This window comes from Allobaileyella intestinalis, assembly GCF_009695865.1.
Taxonomy (GTDB): domain Bacteria; phylum Bacillota; class Clostridia; order Peptostreptococcales; family Anaerovoracaceae; genus Allobaileyella; species Allobaileyella intestinalis.
This window is the reverse complement of the sequence record NZ_VUNB01000001.1, coordinates 64590-83117: the sequence shown is the minus strand read 5'-3', so window position 1 is coordinate 83117 and position 18528 is coordinate 64590. Positions and strand designations below refer to the sequence as shown.

Below are 18528 nucleotides of genomic sequence, written 5' to 3'. Positions count from 1 at the left end.
AGGATAATCGTGAAAGATAAAAAAGGCGGTGGAAACAAAGCCGCTACAGGTATGGCTTTAGGCATGGCTATAGGAATGAGTCTGGGAACAGCCTTAGGTGCAGCAACAGGAAATATTGGTATGTATATGCCGATGGGACTTTCCGCTGGCATGTGCCTTGGGCTTGCCGTAGGAAGCGCGGTAAAAAACAATGATAATGATGACGACGATGAGGGTGAGGAATAAAATGAAGAAGTGGATGCTGATAATAGTCGCTATAGTTATCGTCGGGATTATTGTATTTTCTGTTCTAACATGGGATGAAAATGGCGTGTAGTATAACTGATGCTTATAGATGGGAAAGTGGCTGCAAAATTATATGAAGAATACTACGGAAAAACAGAGAAATGATAGTGTGCATGAAGAAGCCTTTATTATCCCAGATCCACCAGATGGAAGCGGAGTGTTTACAGAACCTTGGGACAAAAACAACCCAGAATATTGTATTCCTAAACTAATGGCGTATACACGAGCACAAGGAAAAAAAGCCCCAATTGAGCTCACAGAGGAAGAGCGTAACATGTTCAGGACTAACTAAGAAGCTGGCACATGGCTTACGACGATATGGAAGTGATCGCATACAAGATTCTGAGTTACCTATATGCATGCATGAAATACGGGGTAACGCCTCGACCAGAGGATCTGGAGGCATCATCTTCGATGCTGAGTTCTAACATGGGATGAAAATGGCAAATAATATTACTTATTTTGGGAAAGTAGGCGCATCAACTTCATGTTACAATTAATCAGGTTATAACACTAGATTATGGTTTTCTATAATCCTGCTATACAACAGTATTTTCAACAATTTCGATTGATTATTTTCAATATTTATTTCCGAACAAGCTTGTTTTATACTTCTATTGGAGGTGTAGAAGTATGAAAGCTCTGTCACTTAACGCCGACTTTGCGATGCTCGTTTTGCTCGGGAAAAAAACTATTGAATGCCGCACTTGGCGCACAAACTATCGCGGTGATATCTTGGTTTGCGCCAATGCAAAAAAAATCAAAGGCACCATCCCAGGCCATGGGCTTTGTGTTGTAAAGCTTGCAGATATCAGACCCTTTAAAAGATCAGACTGCAAAGCTGCCTGCATGCATAGGTGGAAGCGTCCAGAAAAAGCATTTGCTTGGATCCTTGAAGATATCAGACCAATAGAGCCTATTCCTATAAAAGGTAGGCTTAGCCTTTTTGAAGTTGACGTAACCCCTGTTTTCTTGCCGAGAACTTGCGACATAACAGATGAAGAAGCTGATGCTATTGTCTGGAGTGAACTCCATAGAGAGGACAATTATCCTTCTTACTGGGATTAACAAAACACGTTTTTTGTCCTATAAGCCGCAAAAACTCCGGATGGACTGCCATATAAAACAGTCTCATCCGGAGTTTTCTCATGTTTGACGGGTATATGGAATGGTTTTCCAGATCAGTAATGGGCTTTTCCTGAGACGTGTTCCACTGTAATGTCCACTACCTGAACTCTTTCCAGGGATACGTCGGCGCATTTCTCTGCTGCACGGCGGGACTCCTCAGAACCCGGTGCCAGCGCAACAGTGAGATCCACCAGCAAGTTTCTTTTTTCCTCCTGATTCTGAATCGCCGAAGCCTTGCCAAAGGCTATGGCACTTTCGTAAAAAGTGGTAATGTGTGGCCCGTCGATGTTCTCACTGTTCACAACTGTAAACGATACTTGAGGGCAGTTTGCCAGGTTGTCCATCTTGTGGCCTTCTACAGCGCAGTGAAAATAGATGTGACCGTCCTTGTAAAAATAGTTTACCGGCACTCCGTATGGATATCCATCCTGGCCAAAGGTAGAGAGAACTCCGTAAGTTCCTTTCTTTAAAATGTCCTCAGCTCCATTACGGTCCAGGGCCCGGTCTTTACGCCTTATCTGGCGCCACTGATTGTTGTTTTTTTCCATATTCCTAATTTTTCTTTAATGGCTCAGCTTTGGGATATACGTCTTCAGGTATACAGAAATACCTTTTGTAAAATTTTTCTGTGGTTATTATAGCATTTTCCCTAGGAGTTCAGGATATTCATAAACTCTTCGCCTGTTATGGTTTCCTTTGTGTACAGATATCTGGCCAGCTGGTCCAATTTCTCCCTGTGCTCTACAAGGATCTCGCCGGCTTTTCTGTGCTGCCTCTTCACCAGCTCCACCACCTGTCTGTCGATTTCCTTCTGGGTCTCGCTGGAGCAGGCCAGAGATGCGTCTCCTCCCAGGTACTGGTTGTTGACTGTTTCCAGTGCAACCATGTCAAAGTCGTCGCTCATTCCGTAACGGGTTATCATGGCTCTGGCCATTCTGGTTGCCTGCTCAATATCGTTGGAGGCTCCAGTGGTAACATCTCCAAATACCACTTCCTCTGCAGCTCTTCCGCCGCAGAAAGTGGCTATGCGGTTCTCCATTTCCTTTTTCGTCATTAGGTAGTGGTTGCCTTCGTCCACCTGCATGGTATAGCCCAGGGCCCCGGAAGTTCTCGGTATGATGGTAATTTTCTGTACCGGAGCGGAATTTGTCTGATAGGCCGCAACCATTGCGTGGCCGATTTCGTGATACGAAACTGTCCACTTTTCCTGGTCTGTGAGGATTGCGTTCTTCTTCTGGTATCCTGCGATGACCACCTCGATGCTCTCTTCCAGGTCTTCCTGGGTGGCAAAATTCCTGTGATCTCTTACGGCTCTCAGTGCGGCTTCATTGATCATGTTTGCCAGCTCGGCACCTGAGGCCCCGGAAGCCATGCGCGCGATTTTGTTGTAGTCAATGTTGTCTGCCATACGGACTTTTCTGGCATGAACCTTCAAAATTGCTTCTCGGCCCTGAAGATCAGGGAGTTCAACAGGTACCCGGCGGTCGAAGCGGCCAGGTCTGGTGAGGGCCGGATCCAGGGAGTCTGGGCGGTTGGTGGCTGCAAGGATAACAACTCCGTTGTTTCCTTCGAAGCCATCCATCTCAGTAAGGAGCTGATTCAGAGTCTGCTCACGCTCGTCGTTCCCTCCGATCTGACCGTCTCTCTTTTTTCCAATAGTATCTATCTCGTCAATGAAGACTATGCACGGAGCCTTCTCCTTGGCCTGGCTGAACAGGTCTCTCACCTTGGAAGCGCCCATTCCTACGAACATCTCCACGAACTCGGAACCCGAGATGGAGAAGAACGGCACGTTGGATTCTCCTGCTACGGCCTTGGCCAGCATGGTTTTTCCGGTTCCCGGAGGCCCCACCAGGAGCACGCCCTTAGGCATGGAAGCTCCGATGGACTTGTATTTCCCAGGGTCGTGGAGATAGTCCACGATCTCCTGGAGGTTCTCCTTGGCCTCGTCCTCTCCGGCTACATCATCGAATTTTATGCCGTCGGTGGACTGGACGTAGACCTTGGCATTCGACTTGCCCATGCCGAACATCATGGACCCCGGGCCGCCACCTGCCTTGTTCATCATCTGTTTCTGCATGTATTGTCCAAGCCAGATGAAAATCAGTATTGGCAGAATCCATGTGAGGAAAAAGCTGAGAACCGGGGACATGGTCTGGTCGATCTTGCCAGTGAATGTAACTCCGGCCTTGTCAAGCCGGCTCACCAGTTCCGGATCCTCCATCTTGGCGGTCTCGTAAAGCTGCTCACTTCCCTTCAGTGTATAGGTTATCTTGTCATCGTCCACCTGGACTTTATCTACATTCTCTTTCTCCACCTGGTTCAGAAATGCGCTGTAGTTTTCTTCCTTGATCTGTGCCTTCTGCACGTATGGAACAAGCATGAAGTTGATGCCCAGAAGAATCAGCAGAGCAATTATCCAGAAGTTGATAAGAGGTTTCTTTGGTGTTTTTACTTCGTTCAAAACTGCACCTCCATTGTGATGTCTGCCTATTCAAAGAATAATTTATGTCTTATTGTAAAATAGCACTCTTCAGGTCGCATTTCCACCACTTCACCAACTCTTGACAAGGAAAACACCTGTTTGTTGTTTTCGCCAGGGATCTTATTACGGATCCGGTCATAAACAGCCTCTGGCGGATGGGGATGAGCTTTATTATGGCGTGGGGATGCCTGACATAGGTGATTCCTTGAGTCTTACAGCGGGATTATGAGCACTTCACCTTTTCCGCTGTATTTTTGCCTGATTTTACAGCGGATTTTGACGTCTTACTTAATTCCCGCTGTAAGGCTCAAGGCTCTATCATCTCACTCTTCTTCATCAGCTCTTGCTGACTATTTCCCTTACAGCGGGATTATGGGTGCTTCACTTTTTTCGCTGTATTTTTGCCTGATTTTACAGCGAATTTTGACGTCTTACTTAATTCCCGCTGTAAGGCTCAAGGCTCTATCATCTCACTCTTCTTCATAAGCTCTTGCTGACTATTTTCCTTACAGCGGGATTATAGGCGCTTCACTTTTTCCGCTGTATTTTTGCCTGATTTTACAGCGGATTTTGACGTCTTACTTAATTCCCGCTGTAAGGCCTGTAGGGCTCTGCCCATCTCCGCAATCTGAATGCCAGAGGCCGCATGCAATTCTTTCAGCCACCCTTCTTACAAACTCCAAATCTATGGGATTGTCATTGGATTCGAAGGTAACAATGAGCCTTTCCCCAAGCATTATTCCGTTACGCTGGTATTCCATGATTTTTCTTACAGCCTTTTCGTTATAGCTCCAGTCGTCCATTTTGCCAAAGTGTTCCCAATAGATTTCGGTCCTGTTCACAACATCCAGGATTGTGAAGTCCGGATAAATCGGGTTATCCGGATCTCGGGTATCCAGTATCAGTTCTTTTTCGTAAAAAAACAGAAGTCCCAGGGCAGCAAAAATCTCTGCCATCAGGCACTCAGATTTTGAACGGTAACTCACACCTGAAGAAGATAAATACCTTTTATTTTCATTTCTGAATTCATTTCCTTTAACAGGCTGTGAGATCCAGCGGGAAATGAACTCCTGGTCAGTCTCGATGGTGAAATCCAGAAGTTCACGGATTTTTACAGGCATTGATTCGTAAGTTTTTGCAAATATGTTCCCGGGATCAGGCTTGGAAAAATTTTCCAGTTTCTTCAGCTCTTCCGATGCAAGCTTCAGCACACATTGGTCGAATTCCTTTTGCGCCAGGGCCTTCACCAGCGGGAAATCAGATACTGGGATGTATTTCCCTGATTTGTCTGATGGTGATAGTCTGTGATAGTATTGATAATTTTTGTGATTGAAAATGATTCTGAGTTTTCCCGGTGGTGCATTTTCCAGAGAACGGTTCATTTCCATTATCAAAGATTTCAGATATATTTTCCTGCGATCCACCATCGTATTCATAACAGCCGAATATGCCATAACAGAACTCATAACAGTACTCCTTATTCAGCAATTTCAAGGTGTTTACGTTCATCGTCCAATCATTGAAAAATTTATATCATCGCTGAATCAGGATTACAACGGTAGAAATTTCATCCTTCTCGGCCGTAATTATATTGTTTCATTTTGTTAGTATCAGGTAATGTCATGAGATATTTTGCTAGAATATTGGCCATAGAAAAATAATATGAAAATGGCAATATGGAAGGTTTCGGCGAATGGTAAATTGGTGGTTTGATGCATTCACTCCATAAGGCGCATCCCACACAAAAACAAGGCCTCCCATGAATGCGGTGGCCTTGTTTGTTCAGATTTTTTCTAATGCCAATGGGACTCGGCGAACTTTTCTGATTATAAGTCCATATTCTAAATTATGCCTCTGCCTCCGCCTGGTCTTCTTTCTTCTCAACCAGTGATCTCAACGGCTTGTCGAGAGCCAGAAGTATGATAGTGCAGACGAATGCCAGGATTGAGACTCCAATGCAGGCATGTGCGAAAGTGAACTTTCCTCCAAATGCGAAAGCATAGGCGTTTGCATAGAGTTTTCCTGCTGCGAAAATGCCCAGGTTCCATACGGCAAACATGATGGCCAGCAGACGGCTTGGTGCGTACTCTGCGATGAATGCATTTCCCAGGGGCGAGAAGAACATTTCTCCCAGTTCAAGGAATACCAGGAAAATAGCCAGCCACAGGCAGCTTGGCTTGCTGCTGCCTCTCACGGTGTCAATGACTGCAAAGTAGATATAGCTGCATCCAAGAAGAGCCAGAGCGATGGATAGTTTTTTGAAAATACTCATGTCTCCCTGGGGACGTGCTTCAAGTCTCTGCCAGAGCAGAGCTGTGATAGGTCCAAGGATTACGCAGTACAGGGCGCTGAGAGCGTCAAACCATGTGGTTGGAACAGTGAAGTTTCCGATTTTCCATGTCATGTTCTTCGTCCAGTAATAGTACACAGGTAAGGATGCCAGGTCCCAGAAAAGCCAGAACACAATCTGGAATGCGGAAACCAGGATGATAGCCAGGATACGCTTTTTCTCATTTGTATTTAGTGTGAGTTTGACCTCTTTGTTTGCTGCTCTCTGGGCAGCCTCACGGGCCAGTTCTTCTTCTGTTTTTTCTGCCTTGAATGGTTTTTTTCCTACCTCTCCACCCTTCAGGAACATTCCAAGTGTAAACCATATGCATCCGATGAGCATAACCAGTGCGGCGAGCTTGAAACATGGACGGAATCCCTGCACGGTTCCGTGGGCAAACACCTTAGTGTACAGAATACCTACAAGGAATGGCCCGAAAAATGCGCCGATATTGGTCAGTGAGTATCTCACAGAATATGCGGACTTCAGGGTATCAGGTGTTACGCTCCTTCCGATGATTGGTCCGGTTTTATCAAGAGCAAGACCGAAGCAGACGCAGAAGATCATTACGTAAATCATGGAAGCAGAATGAGCCAGAGATCCGATATAGTAACCCACTGCAACTATAAAAATTCCAATCGGTGTGGTATACCTTGCGCCAATCCACTTGTCTACTATAACTCCGCCGAAAAGAGCAGCGAGATATGAAAATGCAGTGAGGTTTGACTGCATCTTGGCTGCAGTAACGTCTGAAAGGCCCAGACCACCGGAAGCCACTGTAGCTGTAACGAATACCAGTATCAGAGAGCGGCCCAGATAATAAGCCAGACGTTCAAAGAGTTCGGTAAACCCGCACACCCAGAAGGCAAAGGGGAACCTCATATTCCCTTTTGATTCAGGCATTTTTTCCTCCTAAAGAACAAATCATCACCATTGCTTTACCATTGCTTTTTTCACCACTTAAAACCACTTAAAGTAAATAAAGCAATCAAAAAACCCCCAATTACACTATCTTCAAGGGATTTACTGTTTTGTACCGAAGTCTAGACTCAAGTACATTCTACTCTTTGTCTGATTATTGTCAATAAAAAGTCTTTAAATTTCTATATATTTATTCATTTATTGGAATAAAAAGCCGCCACACCAGTTTGATTTCTCTGGCATGGCGGCTCACCACAGTAATACTCTGATCTGCACTCTGTGTTGATCCCCCGAAATCAACACTCACACCTGATGGTAAACCATGGATATTGCAAACATTCTTTTATCCTTTTCACCTGAAATATAATACCTGTTGCCCTCGTGTCCTGCCGAAATTCTGACATCATCGTCGAGATGGAGCTCCCCCGAATACATGGCATTAATGGTTTTGACAGCTCTTCCCTCCCTGGATGGCCGGAATTCATTTTCAGCAAGATCGTAGTAGCAGCTGTTGTTCATGTGCTGGTTCAAATCGATGTTACTGTACGGGACTTTATAAATCACCGTACTTTCTGGAGGGATGGATACCGGCACAGCAGGCAGGGGCACCTCCTTGCCCGTAACTACCTGGTCTATTGAAATTCCGCTTTCTGCCGGAGGGACTACTTCTCTCGTTTTCATATCCACATGAGTCCAGATTGAGCTTACCTTGGCCAGCTCTCTGCCACCCATGTCCGTCATTCGGTAATACCTTGGAAAAAGGGAATACATGGTTTTGCCGGGCCAGGTTTCGATGATCACTTTTTCTTCGTAGTCAGGCATCCTGGTAAACTCACCGTGATGCATGGTTACCACCCAGAGGATTCCCCGGTCCAGTGTAACTGCCCTGCCCGCTCCGAGAGCCTCACAATGGAGAACAGAAACTTTTTGCAGGAGCCTGAAAAAAGCTGAAAGTCTCATGCGGGAGAACATGTCGGTCTCCGTGCTGTCCACCTGGTGGGTCACCATAAAAACCCCAGGAACCTCCGCTTCGGTCCTCATGATTCCATGTGCCTGGCTATGGCATCTGCCGCCTCACCAAATGTCTGGATCCCCGGCCACTCCGTTTCCGGAACGTGGACTCCGGTGTTTCCTTCTATTTTGCTCAGGATCAGCATGAATCCCATGGAATCGATATTCGTATCCACGAATCTGGTGTCCCGGTCGAACCTGCTTACATCCAGATCCGGCATGCAGTTATGTACGGTTTTTAACAGATATTGAAATACCTCTTCATGCGTCATAGCACAACCTCCTCTAGAAGCTTTTCCCGTCTTATTTTGCCTGTGGCAGTCCGGGGAATGGCGCGGTCAGTCAGTATCACCCGGCTGATTCGCTGCCCTCGTGGAACGGTCTTCATGACAGGGTCCATCCTCTCCATGATCTCCCCGATGAGAGTCTCCGTCGCCTTTTCAGTTTCAGAGCCTTCAGGGTGGTATACCAGCATCAGCCGGTCATCTACAGCAACCACTGCTACGTCAGAGTTTCCAAGGGCCCCTGCCAGTCTCTCCTCGTACTCAGGCAAAAACACCTTTGTGCCGTCTTCCAGCACCAGCATTTCCTTCTTCCGCCCGCTGATGTGAAGACGTCCGTCCTCATCCAGATATCCCATGTCACCGGAGTGAAGGAACCCGTCCTTCAGGACCTTGTCCGTCTCTTCCGGCTCTTTGTAATATCCCTTCATCATGCAGGACGGGGCTTTTATCAGGATCTCTCCGTCATCGGCGATCTTTATGGTGTCGTCTGGACAGATGTCCATGGCGAAAGGATCACCACCTGTGCTTATGGCCACTCCAGAGCTTGTCTCCGTCAGACCGTACCCGAAGCTGACTCTTATTCCTTTTTCAACGGCTTTCCGGATGTATTCCTCTTTGCAGGTGCCTGCGCCAACAAGGACAAGCTTTAGCTCCTTGTTGAAAACGTTGTGGTTCAGGAAAAAAGAAAGCATGGATGGTACCAGGGAAACGGCTGTAGGCCGGAAGTATTCGAAGTCCTGGAAAATTTTCAGCTGTCCTCTGCACAGTGCTACGGGGCAACCAAAAGTCATGGGCCACAGAACACCGCATACAAAACCGAAGACATGATCTGCAGGAAGAATGCTGAGCAGCAGGTCTGTCCTGGTAAGGGGAAGCATCTCACCGCCATTCCATGCGCTGGCCATCAAAGACTCATCTGTAAGGGCCACTGCTTTTCCACTGGATGTAGTACCCGAAGTATAGAAAATAACAGGTGTTCCTTCTTCACAATGAAAACCCTCAGCACAATCACCGGTTTCCGAAAATTCTCCTGCGTCTGCAACGTCAAATTCTTCAGCCTTTAACAGGCTTTTTCCGGTCCACAGACAGTCTGCATCCACTCCGTTCAAAACCCCTTTCAGAAATTCAGGGGAAACCACGGAATTCAGCAGAACGGATCTGATCCCGGCAGCAGCGGCTGCAAAGATCTCCGTAAGGCATTCATAACTGCCATCCCACAGAATTACTTCACATTTAACCTCGTCTTCAATTCGCCGGGTATAAAGTTCCCTGCTCCGGCGAACAAAAACTCTCCTTAATTCTTTATAACTGATTAATACCTTGCTGTCTTCTGAATCATCAGAACTCATGATGAAGGCTGTACCTTCCGGATCTCTCTCGTTCCAGTACCCTATAAGGTCTCCAAATCCGGTAAATTTTCTCATGGTGTCCACCTACATTATCGGAATTCTTATGGTCAGATCGCTGAGGGGCCATGAAGAGCAGGCGTGGAACCACCCCATCTCCTTGTCCATCATGCGCCTTCCGTCTCCGATTGGCGAAACAAAAATATCTCCAGACAGCAGCTGGCTCCTGCACATTCCGCACTCTCCGTTACGGCAGTGGGTGTCAATAAGTATTGCGGACCTCTCCAGTGCAACTGCCACTGATTCGCTGCCCTTAGCTTCGATCACATCCTCCTGGAGACCCCGCATAACCTTAATCTTGAAAACTTTTGACTGGTTTTCAGCAGGATATCCCGGAATCATTTTCGCATCAGAAGGATTGTTAACCACATCGTGGCGGAATCTCCTGGCAGGAACTCCCAGTTCTTTCAAGGCTTTCTCTACAAATGTAAACATCTTGTAAGGCCCGCAGAACATGAAGGTAGGATTATCTCCAGCATATTTTTTGATAATATCTGCTCCGATGAAGCCCTTCTCCCCCTTCCAGCCGGGGTCGTCGGATATGACGTTCACGACTTTTATATCAGGGCATTCCTTCTCTAAGGCCTCCAGGTCATCCTTTAGAACGATGTCACTTTCCTTGGCAGAACCGTAGAGAATGGTGAGCTTACAGCCCTTCATCTTGCCTCTGGCGATTTCCCCTGCCATTGAACAAAATGGAGTGATGCCGGCACCTCCCGCAAGAGCCACGATGTTTTTCGTATCTCTCAGAGGCTCCCAATAGAAGCTCCCGAATGGCAGGTCGGCGCTGAGGATGTCTCCTTCTTTCACGTTATTGAAAAAGTAATCCGGCACCAGATAGGAAACGTTTCTCCTGATGGTCACTTCGAAAAAGCCGTCTTTTCCCCTGGCGTCACAAGGCGCAGAGGAGATGCTGTACGGGCGGGTCAGGATGCTTTCGCCGATCTTCAGCCTGAAACTTACGTACTGGCCGCTCTGGAAAAGAGGGATCTCACCTTCTACCGGACGGAACCGGAAGGTCAGTGATGTAGGAGAAGTGGAACGGATCTTTACCACCTTCACATCTCTGTATCCCGGATGGAGAAAATGAGCCATATCTGTGACAAAGTCCTTTGGATCCGGTTCTGCAGATGCTTTTACCCTGTTTCCTTCTCTCAGGCCCACAATGCGGTTGATGCCTTTAACATCTTTAAAGAATCCCTTTACTTTTATGCTCTTGCTCATTTCCGCCCCTCCTTAGCTCTGGCCATGTCATCCAGCACAAATTTCGCGGCTGCCCGGCCATTAGTGATCTGAGGTCCCATTCCATCTCCATCGATGGAGTGGGCTCCGGCGAACTCCAGCCCGTCTATGAACTTATCTTCATTGACCATCTGAAGCCTTGCCACAACATGGTCATCCATGGAATGAGAATAACCGTAAATACTTCCCTTCCATGCGCCTACGTAATGAGAGATGGTCATAGGAGTAGATATTTCGATTTCCGATATTCTTTCTCTGAAGTCCACATGACTTACTTCCTGGATATACCGTTCCATCATTTCGCTGGCAAGCCTGCGTTTCAGGTCAAGATAATCTTCTTTCTTCACATCCTTGAAGGCTGACACAGGCACCAGTGCTGTAATGGAAGCCTGTGTATATCCCTCAGGGATATTGTCCGGGTTGGCATAATTAAGGCAGATCGTAGTAATGTAGTTATATGGTTCCTCAAGATTGGAATAGTTTTCCCAGATCTTGTTTGTATCCATGGTTTCGCCGGAGAAGGTGGAGTAATTGTAAAATCCGTTTTCTTCCGGATCCCCCTCTATCATCATCATTACTGATACAGGGCAGACAGAAAGGCGGCGGCCGTTGATCATCTTGATGGCCCCTTCAGGCACCTCACTGAGGGGTTCTATCATCTGGGTGTATACCTTGTTCGGGTATGCTCCGGAGACCACGTAGTCGCAGTGGATCTCGTCGCCCCTCTTTGTGCGTACACCGTATACTTTTCCATTTTTTACGAGGATCTTTTCCACTTCCTGGCAATACTCGTACTGGGCGCCGTTGTCCATCACCTTTTTCTGCATCTTAAGTGACATTTCGTGGCTGAACCCCCGGCAGACATAGGAGCCGGTAAAATAGTCGGCCATGAGGAAAGCGTAGATTGTGAATGGAAGGGTGTCCATAGGATTTCCCACGTATATCCAGTAGGCTGTAAGAATGTCTACAGCTTTCTGAGGAAGGCCGAAGGTCTTTATTACTTCTGTAGCACTGTAACCCAGGGTTTTTACCAGATCCGGATGCTTTTTCAGCATTTCCAGCTTGCTCATACTGACTCCTGCCACAGCGTTGATACTGTCGTATACCCTTCGGCAGAGGAGCATCAGCTCGTGAACTTTTTCATAAGTACCAGGAACTGCGGCGTCCACCTCTCTCGCCATACGCTCATATCCTTCATGGAGTGTGATGTCTATGTCCTCTCCAGGCACAACGAGCCTGTAGCATTCTGGAACCGGGAGCCAGTCGATGTCTATGCCCATATCATCGAAAAACTTCCCCACCTTCAGGCGGTGTTCTTTCGTACCGATAGACATCATCTCGTGCAGGGTAGCTTCTATCTCTACTCCATTCCTGACATAATCGGTAGCCAGGCCTCCCGGAAGGTTGTGTTTCTCCAGGATCAGGATGTCCTTCACTCCGTTGTCCTGAAGGGCAAGAGCTGTAGCCATTCCTGCCAGGGCGCCACCGATTATGACTACATCATAATGGCTTTTGTAAAAGCTCATAATCGTCTCCTTTCTCTGGAAACAGGATAAGGAAATGGGCAGGCTGTGTTATATGCAGTCCTGCCCACCCCCGTTAATGCAGAGCGTATGCTGTCGCTGTAATGTGACTGCACTGTCCTGCATTAATGTGTTCCGTTTGTCGTATCCTTAAAAGAATCTGTCTACCAGCTCCCGGGAGTACTCGGCAGTTTCGTCCATGTCACCGAAGCTCATAACCTCTCCGGCGTAGTAAGTGTCGTACTTACCCTGCATAGCCTCAACGTCATCATACCATCCGGCTGCGTAATCTTCGCTGAAAACATGCGGGAAGTAATATGTGGACCACTCATTTACCACGCGCTCGGCCGGTGTACCGCATGTAGCCATGTCCTTCAGTACGTTTTCCCGTACCTCTCCATAAGGAAGGACCTCGCGATCTTTGTGATTCCTGAGAACGTAACTGGTCTGAACCTGATCGATCCTGTCGATCCAGCGGCGATAGAAGATCATCAGCTGTCCAACTCTGTCAGGATCAAAATTCTCCCACATATAATATGAACAATCCGGCAGGTTTTCCGAATCAGTTTCCACGGCCAGAACGTCATAGCGCTCGTAATCGATTTTCGAGAAGTACTCTTTCTCGTCTTCCCTGATATCGCAGTACTCGCCCATCTTCTGCAGTGGAGCTGTGATGATCAGCTTATCGAATTCAAGTGTCGTGTCGTTATAATGAACGATTACCTTTCCATTTTTTCTCTCAATGGATGTGATGTCGCAGTTCAGTGATGCAGGGTGTTTCAGGTGCTTGTTCAGAGAAGTCCAGATGGACTGTGTTCCGTTCTTCCATGTCCAAAGGTTGCCATGGAGGAAGTTCATGGTGGTCTGGAAATCCAGGTATTTCAGCACATATGCTGCAGGGATCTCGTCAAAGTATCCATATCCGAAGGACGTGAAAGGCCCAGCCCAGAAATCCATTACCAGCGGCACTCCGTTCATTTCAATGAAGTCTTTGAAAGGCATGGCGAGATCCTTCAGGTTAGGGTTCTCCCCTTCTACGTGTTCTCTGTCAGGTGTTACCGCGCACCCGTCGTATCTGCCCTGGGCAACTCCCCTGTGGCCGTTTACGTCGTATCCCTTGTACTTCGTCTCCAAGAGAAAAGCAAATTTCTTCAGCTGCTCAGCTCTCTCTTCGTAGTCAGGGGATCCCGGACCTATAGGATTGATGTTCTTTCCTTCGTTATCCCTGAAAGAGCTCCCCAGCTTAGGACCATCGTGAGTTATTCCACAGAATTCCTCTACGTCGTGAACTGCGTAGTATGACGGAACTCCCATGATGGCACCCATCTCGTAATTGCGGTCTTTATACTCAGGAGACCAGCACTTTCCACCGACACGGTTGGTCTTCTCCATTACCATGTAGTTCTCGTATCCCTTCTTTTCCAGATACATGGCTGCGCTGAGACCGGCAGGACCGCCACCAATAATACAGATTCTAGCGTTCTTATCCATTACAAGACCTCCAATAGATAAAAAGTGTTCGAGATGAACAGGACCGGCCGGGTTTTGAATTGCCGTTCACGCCGAACTGATCGTTAATTTATTTACATTGTATCAATGGAAATTCTTGTTTCAATAGGAATACACGGGAAATGAAAAAGTCGGAAAAAAATGGTCCATTTGTTGAAACAAAAGGGATACATGAGTTTGATATTTTTGACACAATGTAGTACTATGTACATGGATTTGGACACATGGTCCAGGAAAGGATCTATCATGAAAGAGCATCAGATAACGGAGAAACTGAAAAAAGTGGCGATTGATCTGTTCAAGGCCTATGGTTACAATAACGTATCGGTCCGTCAGATATGCAATGCCGCCGGTGTGGCCCGCTCGACTTTTTACAGCATGTACAGCAGTAAAGACGATCTGGTCGTCAGCATATATACAGTTGAGATGGATTCCCCGGAAAAATCACTTGAAGAACTTGCTCACATGAAGAATGACCTCGAACGACTCTGGGTCTTCTATTCCAAGTACGTGAACCTGGCAATAACCGTCGGACCTGAAGTAAGCGCAGCTCTGATGTGCATTGAATTGAATCACAATGTGGGGATATGTGACGCCATGAAGAAAATCCGCCGTTATACCGTAGCGCTGTGCCAGAACTGTCAGGAACAGGGTCTCGTCATGAATCCCTGGCCTGCAGAACAGCTGATTCCAATGGTATCTTCTGCGATCACCTATGAGACATACGAATGGTGCCGGTGTAAGGGAGATTATCCCTTGAAGGAAAACGCCCGGATGACCTTTGAGGCTTTGCTGAACGTGCCTGAGAAATACAGATGCAATTAAGGAATCTGTGTACCTTAAAAAGATCATCTATGATTTTGTTGAAGTTAAAACGAATACATACAACAGAACGGGAGATTTAATATGGAAAATGAGAAAAATGATAATTACGATGTCTTCAACATGTTCAAAGACCGCTGGGCTCTTGTTGCGGCCGGCGACATGGAAAACCACAATGCGTGCACTGTAGGCTGGGGCAGCATGGGAACTCTCTGGTCCCGACCTGGCCACGACGGCAGATCTGTGATCGTGTACCTCCACCCTTCCCGCTATACCCGCCAGCTGGTGCAGAACAGCGATTACTTCACAGTCAGCTTTTTTCCTGATGAATACAAAAAAGCCCTGGGATACATGGGATCTCATTCCGGCCGGAACGAAGACAAAGTAGCCGGTGCCGGCCTTACGCCTGTTGAAATGGGGGAATCCATCGGTTTCAAGGAGGCCCAGCTGACATTTGTCTGCAGAAAACTTTACCAGCACATGCTGTCCAAAGATGACCTGGCCCCTGAGATCCAAGAGTACTACAAGAATAACCAGAAGGCTTTTCCCCTTGATGAAAATGGAGACTGGCAGCCACACTGGGTATTTGTGGGAGAAGTTACGGACACTGTCAGAAAATAAGAGTTTTCAGCCCCTTACCGGGGCTTTTTCATTGCCTGTTTTTATTGAATTTCTTTGCCTTTTCCGACATCTCCGCCAGGCGCTCCGGTGGCAGCTCTTCCAGATGCATCAGATCGTCCATAAATTCTTCCATTGAATCTCTGTAGCGCATCTTTGCAGCATCCATGAAAAAACTGGTGATCACTCCTGTGAGGATCGCGAATACCAGCATGGAATAGATCGACAGAAGTATGGTCATTAGGCGGCCTATAAATGTGACGGCAACATAGTCGCCGAACCCTATGGTCATGACGCTCACGAAGGAATACCACACCCCCTCCCCAAAGGTCTTTATCGCCGGTTCACTGGCAGTGATAATCAGTGCGGATATAAAGAAAAATATCAGATAGACTCTTAGGATTCTGTCTGCATGGGTCCGGCTGTAGATGTTCCGTATCATTCTGATCTGTTTCATTTTATCTCCCTTTTGTATATGTTATATCTGAAATGCTGCTGTTTGTGTTTGTCAAATGTGATTAAATACCGATTTTATTACAGTACAGATTTCTTATTATCCGGTTGGCTTCTTTCAGGCAAGAACCGGAACCAGAGTTATTTATTATTATATCCTAGAATCAATTTACAATATCACAGAAACTCACAGAATCTTAGGATTGGACACCACACAAACTTGACAATGGTGCAGGTGACGTCCATATCATGTAAAATAGATTCAACACTTTTAGTTTATCTAGTCAAACCGCTGCTTTGAAAGGATCGTCATGAGGAATTCCAGGGTAATGCACCTTTACGCTATAGGCACCATATTGCTGTGGGCTACTGCTTTTCCAATTACCAGAATCGTGGGAAAAGCCATGGATCCCATCCCTCTTGGCACCATTCGCTGCACAGCTGCAGCTGTTTTCCTTATAATTGTTGGCATGATAAACAGAATCCGCCTTCCGAAAACCTTCAAGGACGGATGTCTCCTGGCTCTGGCCGGAGCCTGCGGCTTTGGATTCTACATGATTTTTTTCAACACGGGAATAATGACGCTGACATCAGCTACTTCCAGCATCGTAATAGCCACCACCCCTGTGATGACTGCCCTCGCTGCCAGCCGCATCTACGGCGAAAAGCTATCAGGTATCGGCTACGCCGCCATAGCATGCGCCTTCCTGGGAGTTGGCGTGCTTTTACTCTGGGACGGGACCCTATCCATAAACGTTGGGGTCCTCTGGACCCTCGTGGCTGCTGTCCTCTTCTGCTGCTACAACCTGCTGAACAGGAAGCTCCAGGCCGATGGATACTCTTCCGTGGAGATCATGACTTACGCGATGATCAGCGCTTCCATCATTCTCATCATCGCGGCTCCGCATGCCTTTTCCGATTTCGCAGGGATAGGCAATGTGGACAAGGCGCTGGCGATCTACATGGGGATCGTGGTCAGCGCCGTCGCGTATTTCCTGTGGGCAAAGGCCTTCGAGCACGCCCGCCACACCAGCGACGTGACCAACTACATGTTCCTGACGCCACTTGTGACCACGGTGCTGGGATTTGTCATGCTCAGAGAGATTCCCGACTGGGGCACAGTAGTCGGTGGAATTATGATCATCTCCAGCGTGGTCGTGTTCAACCTCAAGGGAAAAGCAAGCTGATGGTCTTTTAATGATACAACAGCACCCGTCGTTTAATGTGTATCTCCATGGTGCTATTATAGATTGACACTTTTGATGCATTTTTAATCATGGGGCTATATTATTATGAAAAAAGAAATTGTCACTGGCGCCGAGGTTGAGGATCAAAGGAACCTTTTGGTAGATCCAAAAGCACGAAAGATTCGAAGACACAAGACGGAAGGACTGGCCGCACTCATCCTGCTCCTGTCCCTGGGAACCCTGAACAGTTCTGGAGATTTTCTGGGCCCTGAACATTCGTCTGTGCTCAAGTACATTGAAGTCTACAGCTCTTTCCTGATGCTTCTCATATACATCGTGCCCTTTGTATTTTTCATGAACTGGCTCTGCAAAAAATATTCTATAAGCGGGCTGGAGCTTATGCTGGCCGCATTCTGCGGTGCCTTCATACCCTCCCCATTTGCAGGGGCACTGAATGATGGTTTCACCCACCACATGTCTCACCTTCTGGGGCATTACTACTCCGATTCGTGGATGGGTTCGCTGGAAGTCGGGATAGTGGAAGAGCTTCTTAAGCTTGGTACTGCCGCCCTCATCCTGTACGTTCTGGGGCGGAAATCACTGAAAATCTACCTTTCTATAGGAATGTGCGTGGGTATGGGCTTCCAGATAGAAGAAGATATTTCATATATAACTGAAAGCGGTTTCAAGCATGTGAACGAAAGCTTTCCGACTGCCATTAACAGGATTCAGGGGTCTATTGGCTCCCACTGGACATACACAGCAGTTGCCGCTGCCGGCCTGTATCTCATGGTCACTGCCCGGGGAAACAAAAAGAGGCGGAACAAGGGCCTGGGTCTGATTCTCCTGGCCATAGCCGACCACTTCTTGTATGATACTCCAATAGGAGATATTAACCTTTTCAGCGCCCTCCTGACCGTTGCCATACTTCTGCCGCTGGTGCTGATTTTCAAGAGCCCTGAGATGTCCTCTGAGGACAGAGATTTTGTAAATGTTGGGTAAATTCATATTACTATTAAGGAGGAATTTCTGATGATAAAGATCTACAGCATGAAAACCTGCCCTGACTGTACATTCATAGAAGAGCAGATCAAGGGCAGCCCGGATTTCCAGGTTATCGACATTGGTGAACACGTAAAGAACATGAAGGAATTCATCAAGATCAGGGATGTGGATCCTGCCTTTGACCAGATCAGGGGAACGGGGTCACTGGGAATTCCTTGTTTCGTGAGAGAAGACGGAAGCGTGACCCTGTCACCAGAAGAGGTAGGCCTGAGAAAAGCAGCTAAAAGCGCCTGCCGCATAGATGGATCTGGATGCTAAAG

The 18528-nt window shown here is 47.2% G+C and carries 19 protein-coding genes; 8 read left to right on the top strand and 11 right to left on the bottom strand.

Translation table 11 applies throughout. From position 1 onward, the window contains the following. Positions 1-9: 9 nt before the first annotated feature. The 3 genes from FYJ66_RS00385 to FYJ66_RS00375 all read left to right on the top strand — a co-directional run bounded on the left by FYJ66_RS00385 (position 10) and on the right by FYJ66_RS00375 (position 1353). On the top strand, positions 10-225 hold the full coding sequence (locus FYJ66_RS00385) for a hypothetical protein (RefSeq protein WP_154571552.1): 216 nt from the start codon (positions 10-12) through the stop codon (positions 223-225). Positions 226-334: 109 nt separating this feature from the next. After that, the gene (locus FYJ66_RS00380; RefSeq protein WP_154571551.1) at positions 335-577 is read left to right on the top strand and encodes a hypothetical protein; all 243 of its coding nucleotides are present in this window, start codon (positions 335-337) and stop codon (positions 575-577) included. A gap of 341 nt (positions 578-918) precedes the next feature. Next, the gene (locus FYJ66_RS00375) at positions 919-1353 is read left to right on the top strand and encodes an ASCH domain-containing protein (protein ID WP_154571550.1); all 435 of its coding nucleotides are present in this window, start codon (positions 919-921) and stop codon (positions 1351-1353) included. A gap of 113 nt (positions 1354-1466) precedes the next feature. Here the strand turns inward: FYJ66_RS00375 and FYJ66_RS00370 are convergent, their stop codons facing one another. From FYJ66_RS00370 to FYJ66_RS00325, 10 genes are all read right to left on the bottom strand, one after another. After that, positions 1467-1961 carry a pyridoxamine 5'-phosphate oxidase family protein gene (locus tag FYJ66_RS00370; RefSeq protein WP_154571549.1) on the bottom strand — a complete coding sequence of 165 codons (495 nt, stop codon included), beginning with the start codon at positions 1959-1961 and terminating at the stop codon, positions 1467-1469. 101 nt (positions 1962-2062) lie between these two features. After that, complete coding sequence (ftsH, locus tag FYJ66_RS00365) at positions 2063-3877, bottom strand: ATP-dependent zinc metalloprotease FtsH (protein ID WP_154571548.1); 1815 nt, start codon at positions 3875-3877, stop codon at positions 2063-2065. 599 nt (positions 3878-4476) lie between these two features. Continuing rightward, positions 4477-5364: a hypothetical protein gene (locus FYJ66_RS00360; protein ID WP_154571547.1), complete on the bottom strand. Its 888-nt coding sequence runs from the start codon at positions 5362-5364 to the stop codon at positions 4477-4479. Between the two features lie 380 nt (positions 5365-5744). After that, on the bottom strand, positions 5745-7130 hold the full coding sequence (locus FYJ66_RS00355) for a peptide MFS transporter (RefSeq protein ID WP_235897296.1): 1386 nt from the start codon (positions 7128-7130) through the stop codon (positions 5745-5747). 321 nt (positions 7131-7451) lie between these two features. After that, positions 7452-8156 carry an acyl-[acyl-carrier-protein] thioesterase gene (locus tag FYJ66_RS00350; protein WP_206156930.1) on the bottom strand — a complete coding sequence of 235 codons (705 nt, stop codon included), beginning with the start codon at positions 8154-8156 and terminating at the stop codon, positions 7452-7454. Between the two features lie 29 nt (positions 8157-8185). After that, on the bottom strand, positions 8186-8431 hold the full coding sequence (locus FYJ66_RS00345) for an acyl carrier protein (RefSeq protein WP_154571545.1): 246 nt from the start codon (positions 8429-8431) through the stop codon (positions 8186-8188). Further along, positions 8428-9867: a class I adenylate-forming enzyme family protein gene (locus FYJ66_RS00340; protein WP_154571544.1), complete on the bottom strand. Its 1440-nt coding sequence runs from the start codon at positions 9865-9867 to the stop codon at positions 8428-8430. Before FYJ66_RS00340 ends, FYJ66_RS00345 begins: the two co-directional genes overlap by 4 nt. A 9-nt stretch (positions 9868-9876) precedes the next feature. Further along, complete coding sequence (locus FYJ66_RS00335) at positions 9877-11073, bottom strand: flavin reductase family protein (RefSeq protein WP_154571543.1); 1197 nt, start codon at positions 11071-11073, stop codon at positions 9877-9879. Then, a complete protein-coding gene (locus tag FYJ66_RS00330; protein ID WP_154571542.1) occupies positions 11070-12617 on the bottom strand; it encodes a phytoene desaturase family protein in 1548 nt (515 codons plus the stop codon). The genes FYJ66_RS00335 and FYJ66_RS00330 overlap by 4 nt, the downstream gene beginning before the upstream one ends. A 147-nt stretch (positions 12618-12764) precedes the next feature. Next, complete coding sequence (locus FYJ66_RS00325) at positions 12765-14105, bottom strand: FAD-dependent oxidoreductase (protein ID WP_154571541.1); 1341 nt, start codon at positions 14103-14105, stop codon at positions 12765-12767. Between the two features lie 264 nt (positions 14106-14369). Here FYJ66_RS00325 and FYJ66_RS00320 point away from each other — a divergent pair, with 264 nt between their 5' ends. Continuing rightward, positions 14370-14948, top strand: a complete 579-nt coding sequence (locus tag FYJ66_RS00320; protein ID WP_206156929.1) for a TetR/AcrR family transcriptional regulator — start codon at positions 14370-14372, stop codon at positions 14946-14948. An 81-nt stretch (positions 14949-15029) separates the two neighbouring features. Beyond that, complete coding sequence (locus tag FYJ66_RS00315) at positions 15030-15566, top strand: flavin reductase family protein (protein WP_154571539.1); 537 nt, start codon at positions 15030-15032, stop codon at positions 15564-15566. Between the two features lie 28 nt (positions 15567-15594). On the opposite strand, the gene FYJ66_RS00310 is transcribed toward FYJ66_RS00315, so the two are convergent. Then, a complete protein-coding gene (locus tag FYJ66_RS00310; protein ID WP_154571538.1) occupies positions 15595-16020 on the bottom strand; it encodes a potassium channel family protein in 426 nt (141 codons plus the stop codon). 307 nt (positions 16021-16327) lie between these two features. Here FYJ66_RS00310 and FYJ66_RS00305 point away from each other — a divergent pair, with 307 nt between their 5' ends. From FYJ66_RS00305 to FYJ66_RS00295, 3 genes are all read left to right on the top strand, one after another. Continuing rightward, positions 16328-17203 (top strand): DMT family transporter, encoded by an 876-nt coding sequence (locus FYJ66_RS00305; RefSeq protein ID WP_154571537.1) that lies wholly within the window; start codon positions 16328-16330, stop codon positions 17201-17203. Between the two features lie 105 nt (positions 17204-17308). Beyond that, positions 17309-18205, top strand: a complete 897-nt coding sequence (locus FYJ66_RS00300; protein WP_154571536.1) for a PrsW family intramembrane metalloprotease — start codon at positions 17309-17311, stop codon at positions 18203-18205. Positions 18206-18235: 30 nt separating this feature from the next. Further along, positions 18236-18526, top strand: coding sequence for a hypothetical protein (locus tag FYJ66_RS00295; protein WP_154571535.1), 291 nt, complete (start codon positions 18236-18238; stop codon positions 18524-18526). Positions 18527-18528: the final 2 nt, after the last annotated feature.

What these genes read in the sequence shown, in the direction of transcription:
- FYJ66_RS00340 (WP_154571544.1), bottom strand. Translation starts at nt 9,867, where the DNA reads ATGAGAAAATTTACCGGATTTGGAGACCTTATAGGGTACTGGAACGAG.
- FYJ66_RS00355 (WP_235897296.1), bottom strand. Translation starts at nt 7,130, where the DNA reads ATGCCTGAATCAAAAGGGAATATGAGGTTCCCCTTTGCCTTCTGGGTG.
- FYJ66_RS00330 (WP_154571542.1), bottom strand. Translation starts at nt 12,617, where the DNA reads ATGAGCTTTTACAAAAGCCATTATGATGTAGTCATAATCGGTGGCGCC.
- FYJ66_RS00305 (WP_154571537.1), top strand. Translation starts at nt 16,328, where the DNA reads ATGAGGAATTCCAGGGTAATGCACCTTTACGCTATAGGCACCATATTG.
- FYJ66_RS00375 (WP_154571550.1), top strand. Translation starts at nt 919, where the DNA reads ATGAAAGCTCTGTCACTTAACGCCGACTTTGCGATGCTCGTTTTGCTC.
- FYJ66_RS00345 (WP_154571545.1), bottom strand. Translation starts at nt 8,431, where the DNA reads ATGACGCATGAAGAGGTATTTCAATATCTGTTAAAAACCGTACATAAC.
- FYJ66_RS00310 (WP_154571538.1), bottom strand. Translation starts at nt 16,020, where the DNA reads ATGAAACAGATCAGAATGATACGGAACATCTACAGCCGGACCCATGCA.
- FYJ66_RS00300 (WP_154571536.1), top strand. Translation starts at nt 17,309, where the DNA reads ATGAAAAAAGAAATTGTCACTGGCGCCGAGGTTGAGGATCAAAGGAAC.
- FYJ66_RS00370 (WP_154571549.1), bottom strand. Translation starts at nt 1,961, where the DNA reads ATGGAAAAAAACAACAATCAGTGGCGCCAGATAAGGCGTAAAGACCGG.
- FYJ66_RS00350 (WP_206156930.1), bottom strand. Translation starts at nt 8,156, where the DNA reads ATGGTGACCCACCAGGTGGACAGCACGGAGACCGACATGTTCTCCCGC.
- FYJ66_RS00325 (WP_154571541.1), bottom strand. Translation starts at nt 14,105, where the DNA reads ATGGATAAGAACGCTAGAATCTGTATTATTGGTGGCGGTCCTGCCGGT.
- FYJ66_RS00380 (WP_154571551.1), top strand. Translation starts at nt 335, where the DNA reads ATGGGAAAGTGGCTGCAAAATTATATGAAGAATACTACGGAAAAACAG.
- FYJ66_RS00315 (WP_154571539.1), top strand. Translation starts at nt 15,030, where the DNA reads ATGGAAAATGAGAAAAATGATAATTACGATGTCTTCAACATGTTCAAA.
- FYJ66_RS00320 (WP_206156929.1), top strand. Translation starts at nt 14,370, where the DNA reads ATGAAAGAGCATCAGATAACGGAGAAACTGAAAAAAGTGGCGATTGAT.
- FYJ66_RS00335 (WP_154571543.1), bottom strand. Translation starts at nt 11,073, where the DNA reads ATGAGCAAGAGCATAAAAGTAAAGGGATTCTTTAAAGATGTTAAAGGC.
- FYJ66_RS00295 (WP_154571535.1), top strand. Translation starts at nt 18,236, where the DNA reads ATGATAAAGATCTACAGCATGAAAACCTGCCCTGACTGTACATTCATA.
- FYJ66_RS00360 (WP_154571547.1), bottom strand. Translation starts at nt 5,364, where the DNA reads ATGAGTTCTGTTATGGCATATTCGGCTGTTATGAATACGATGGTGGAT.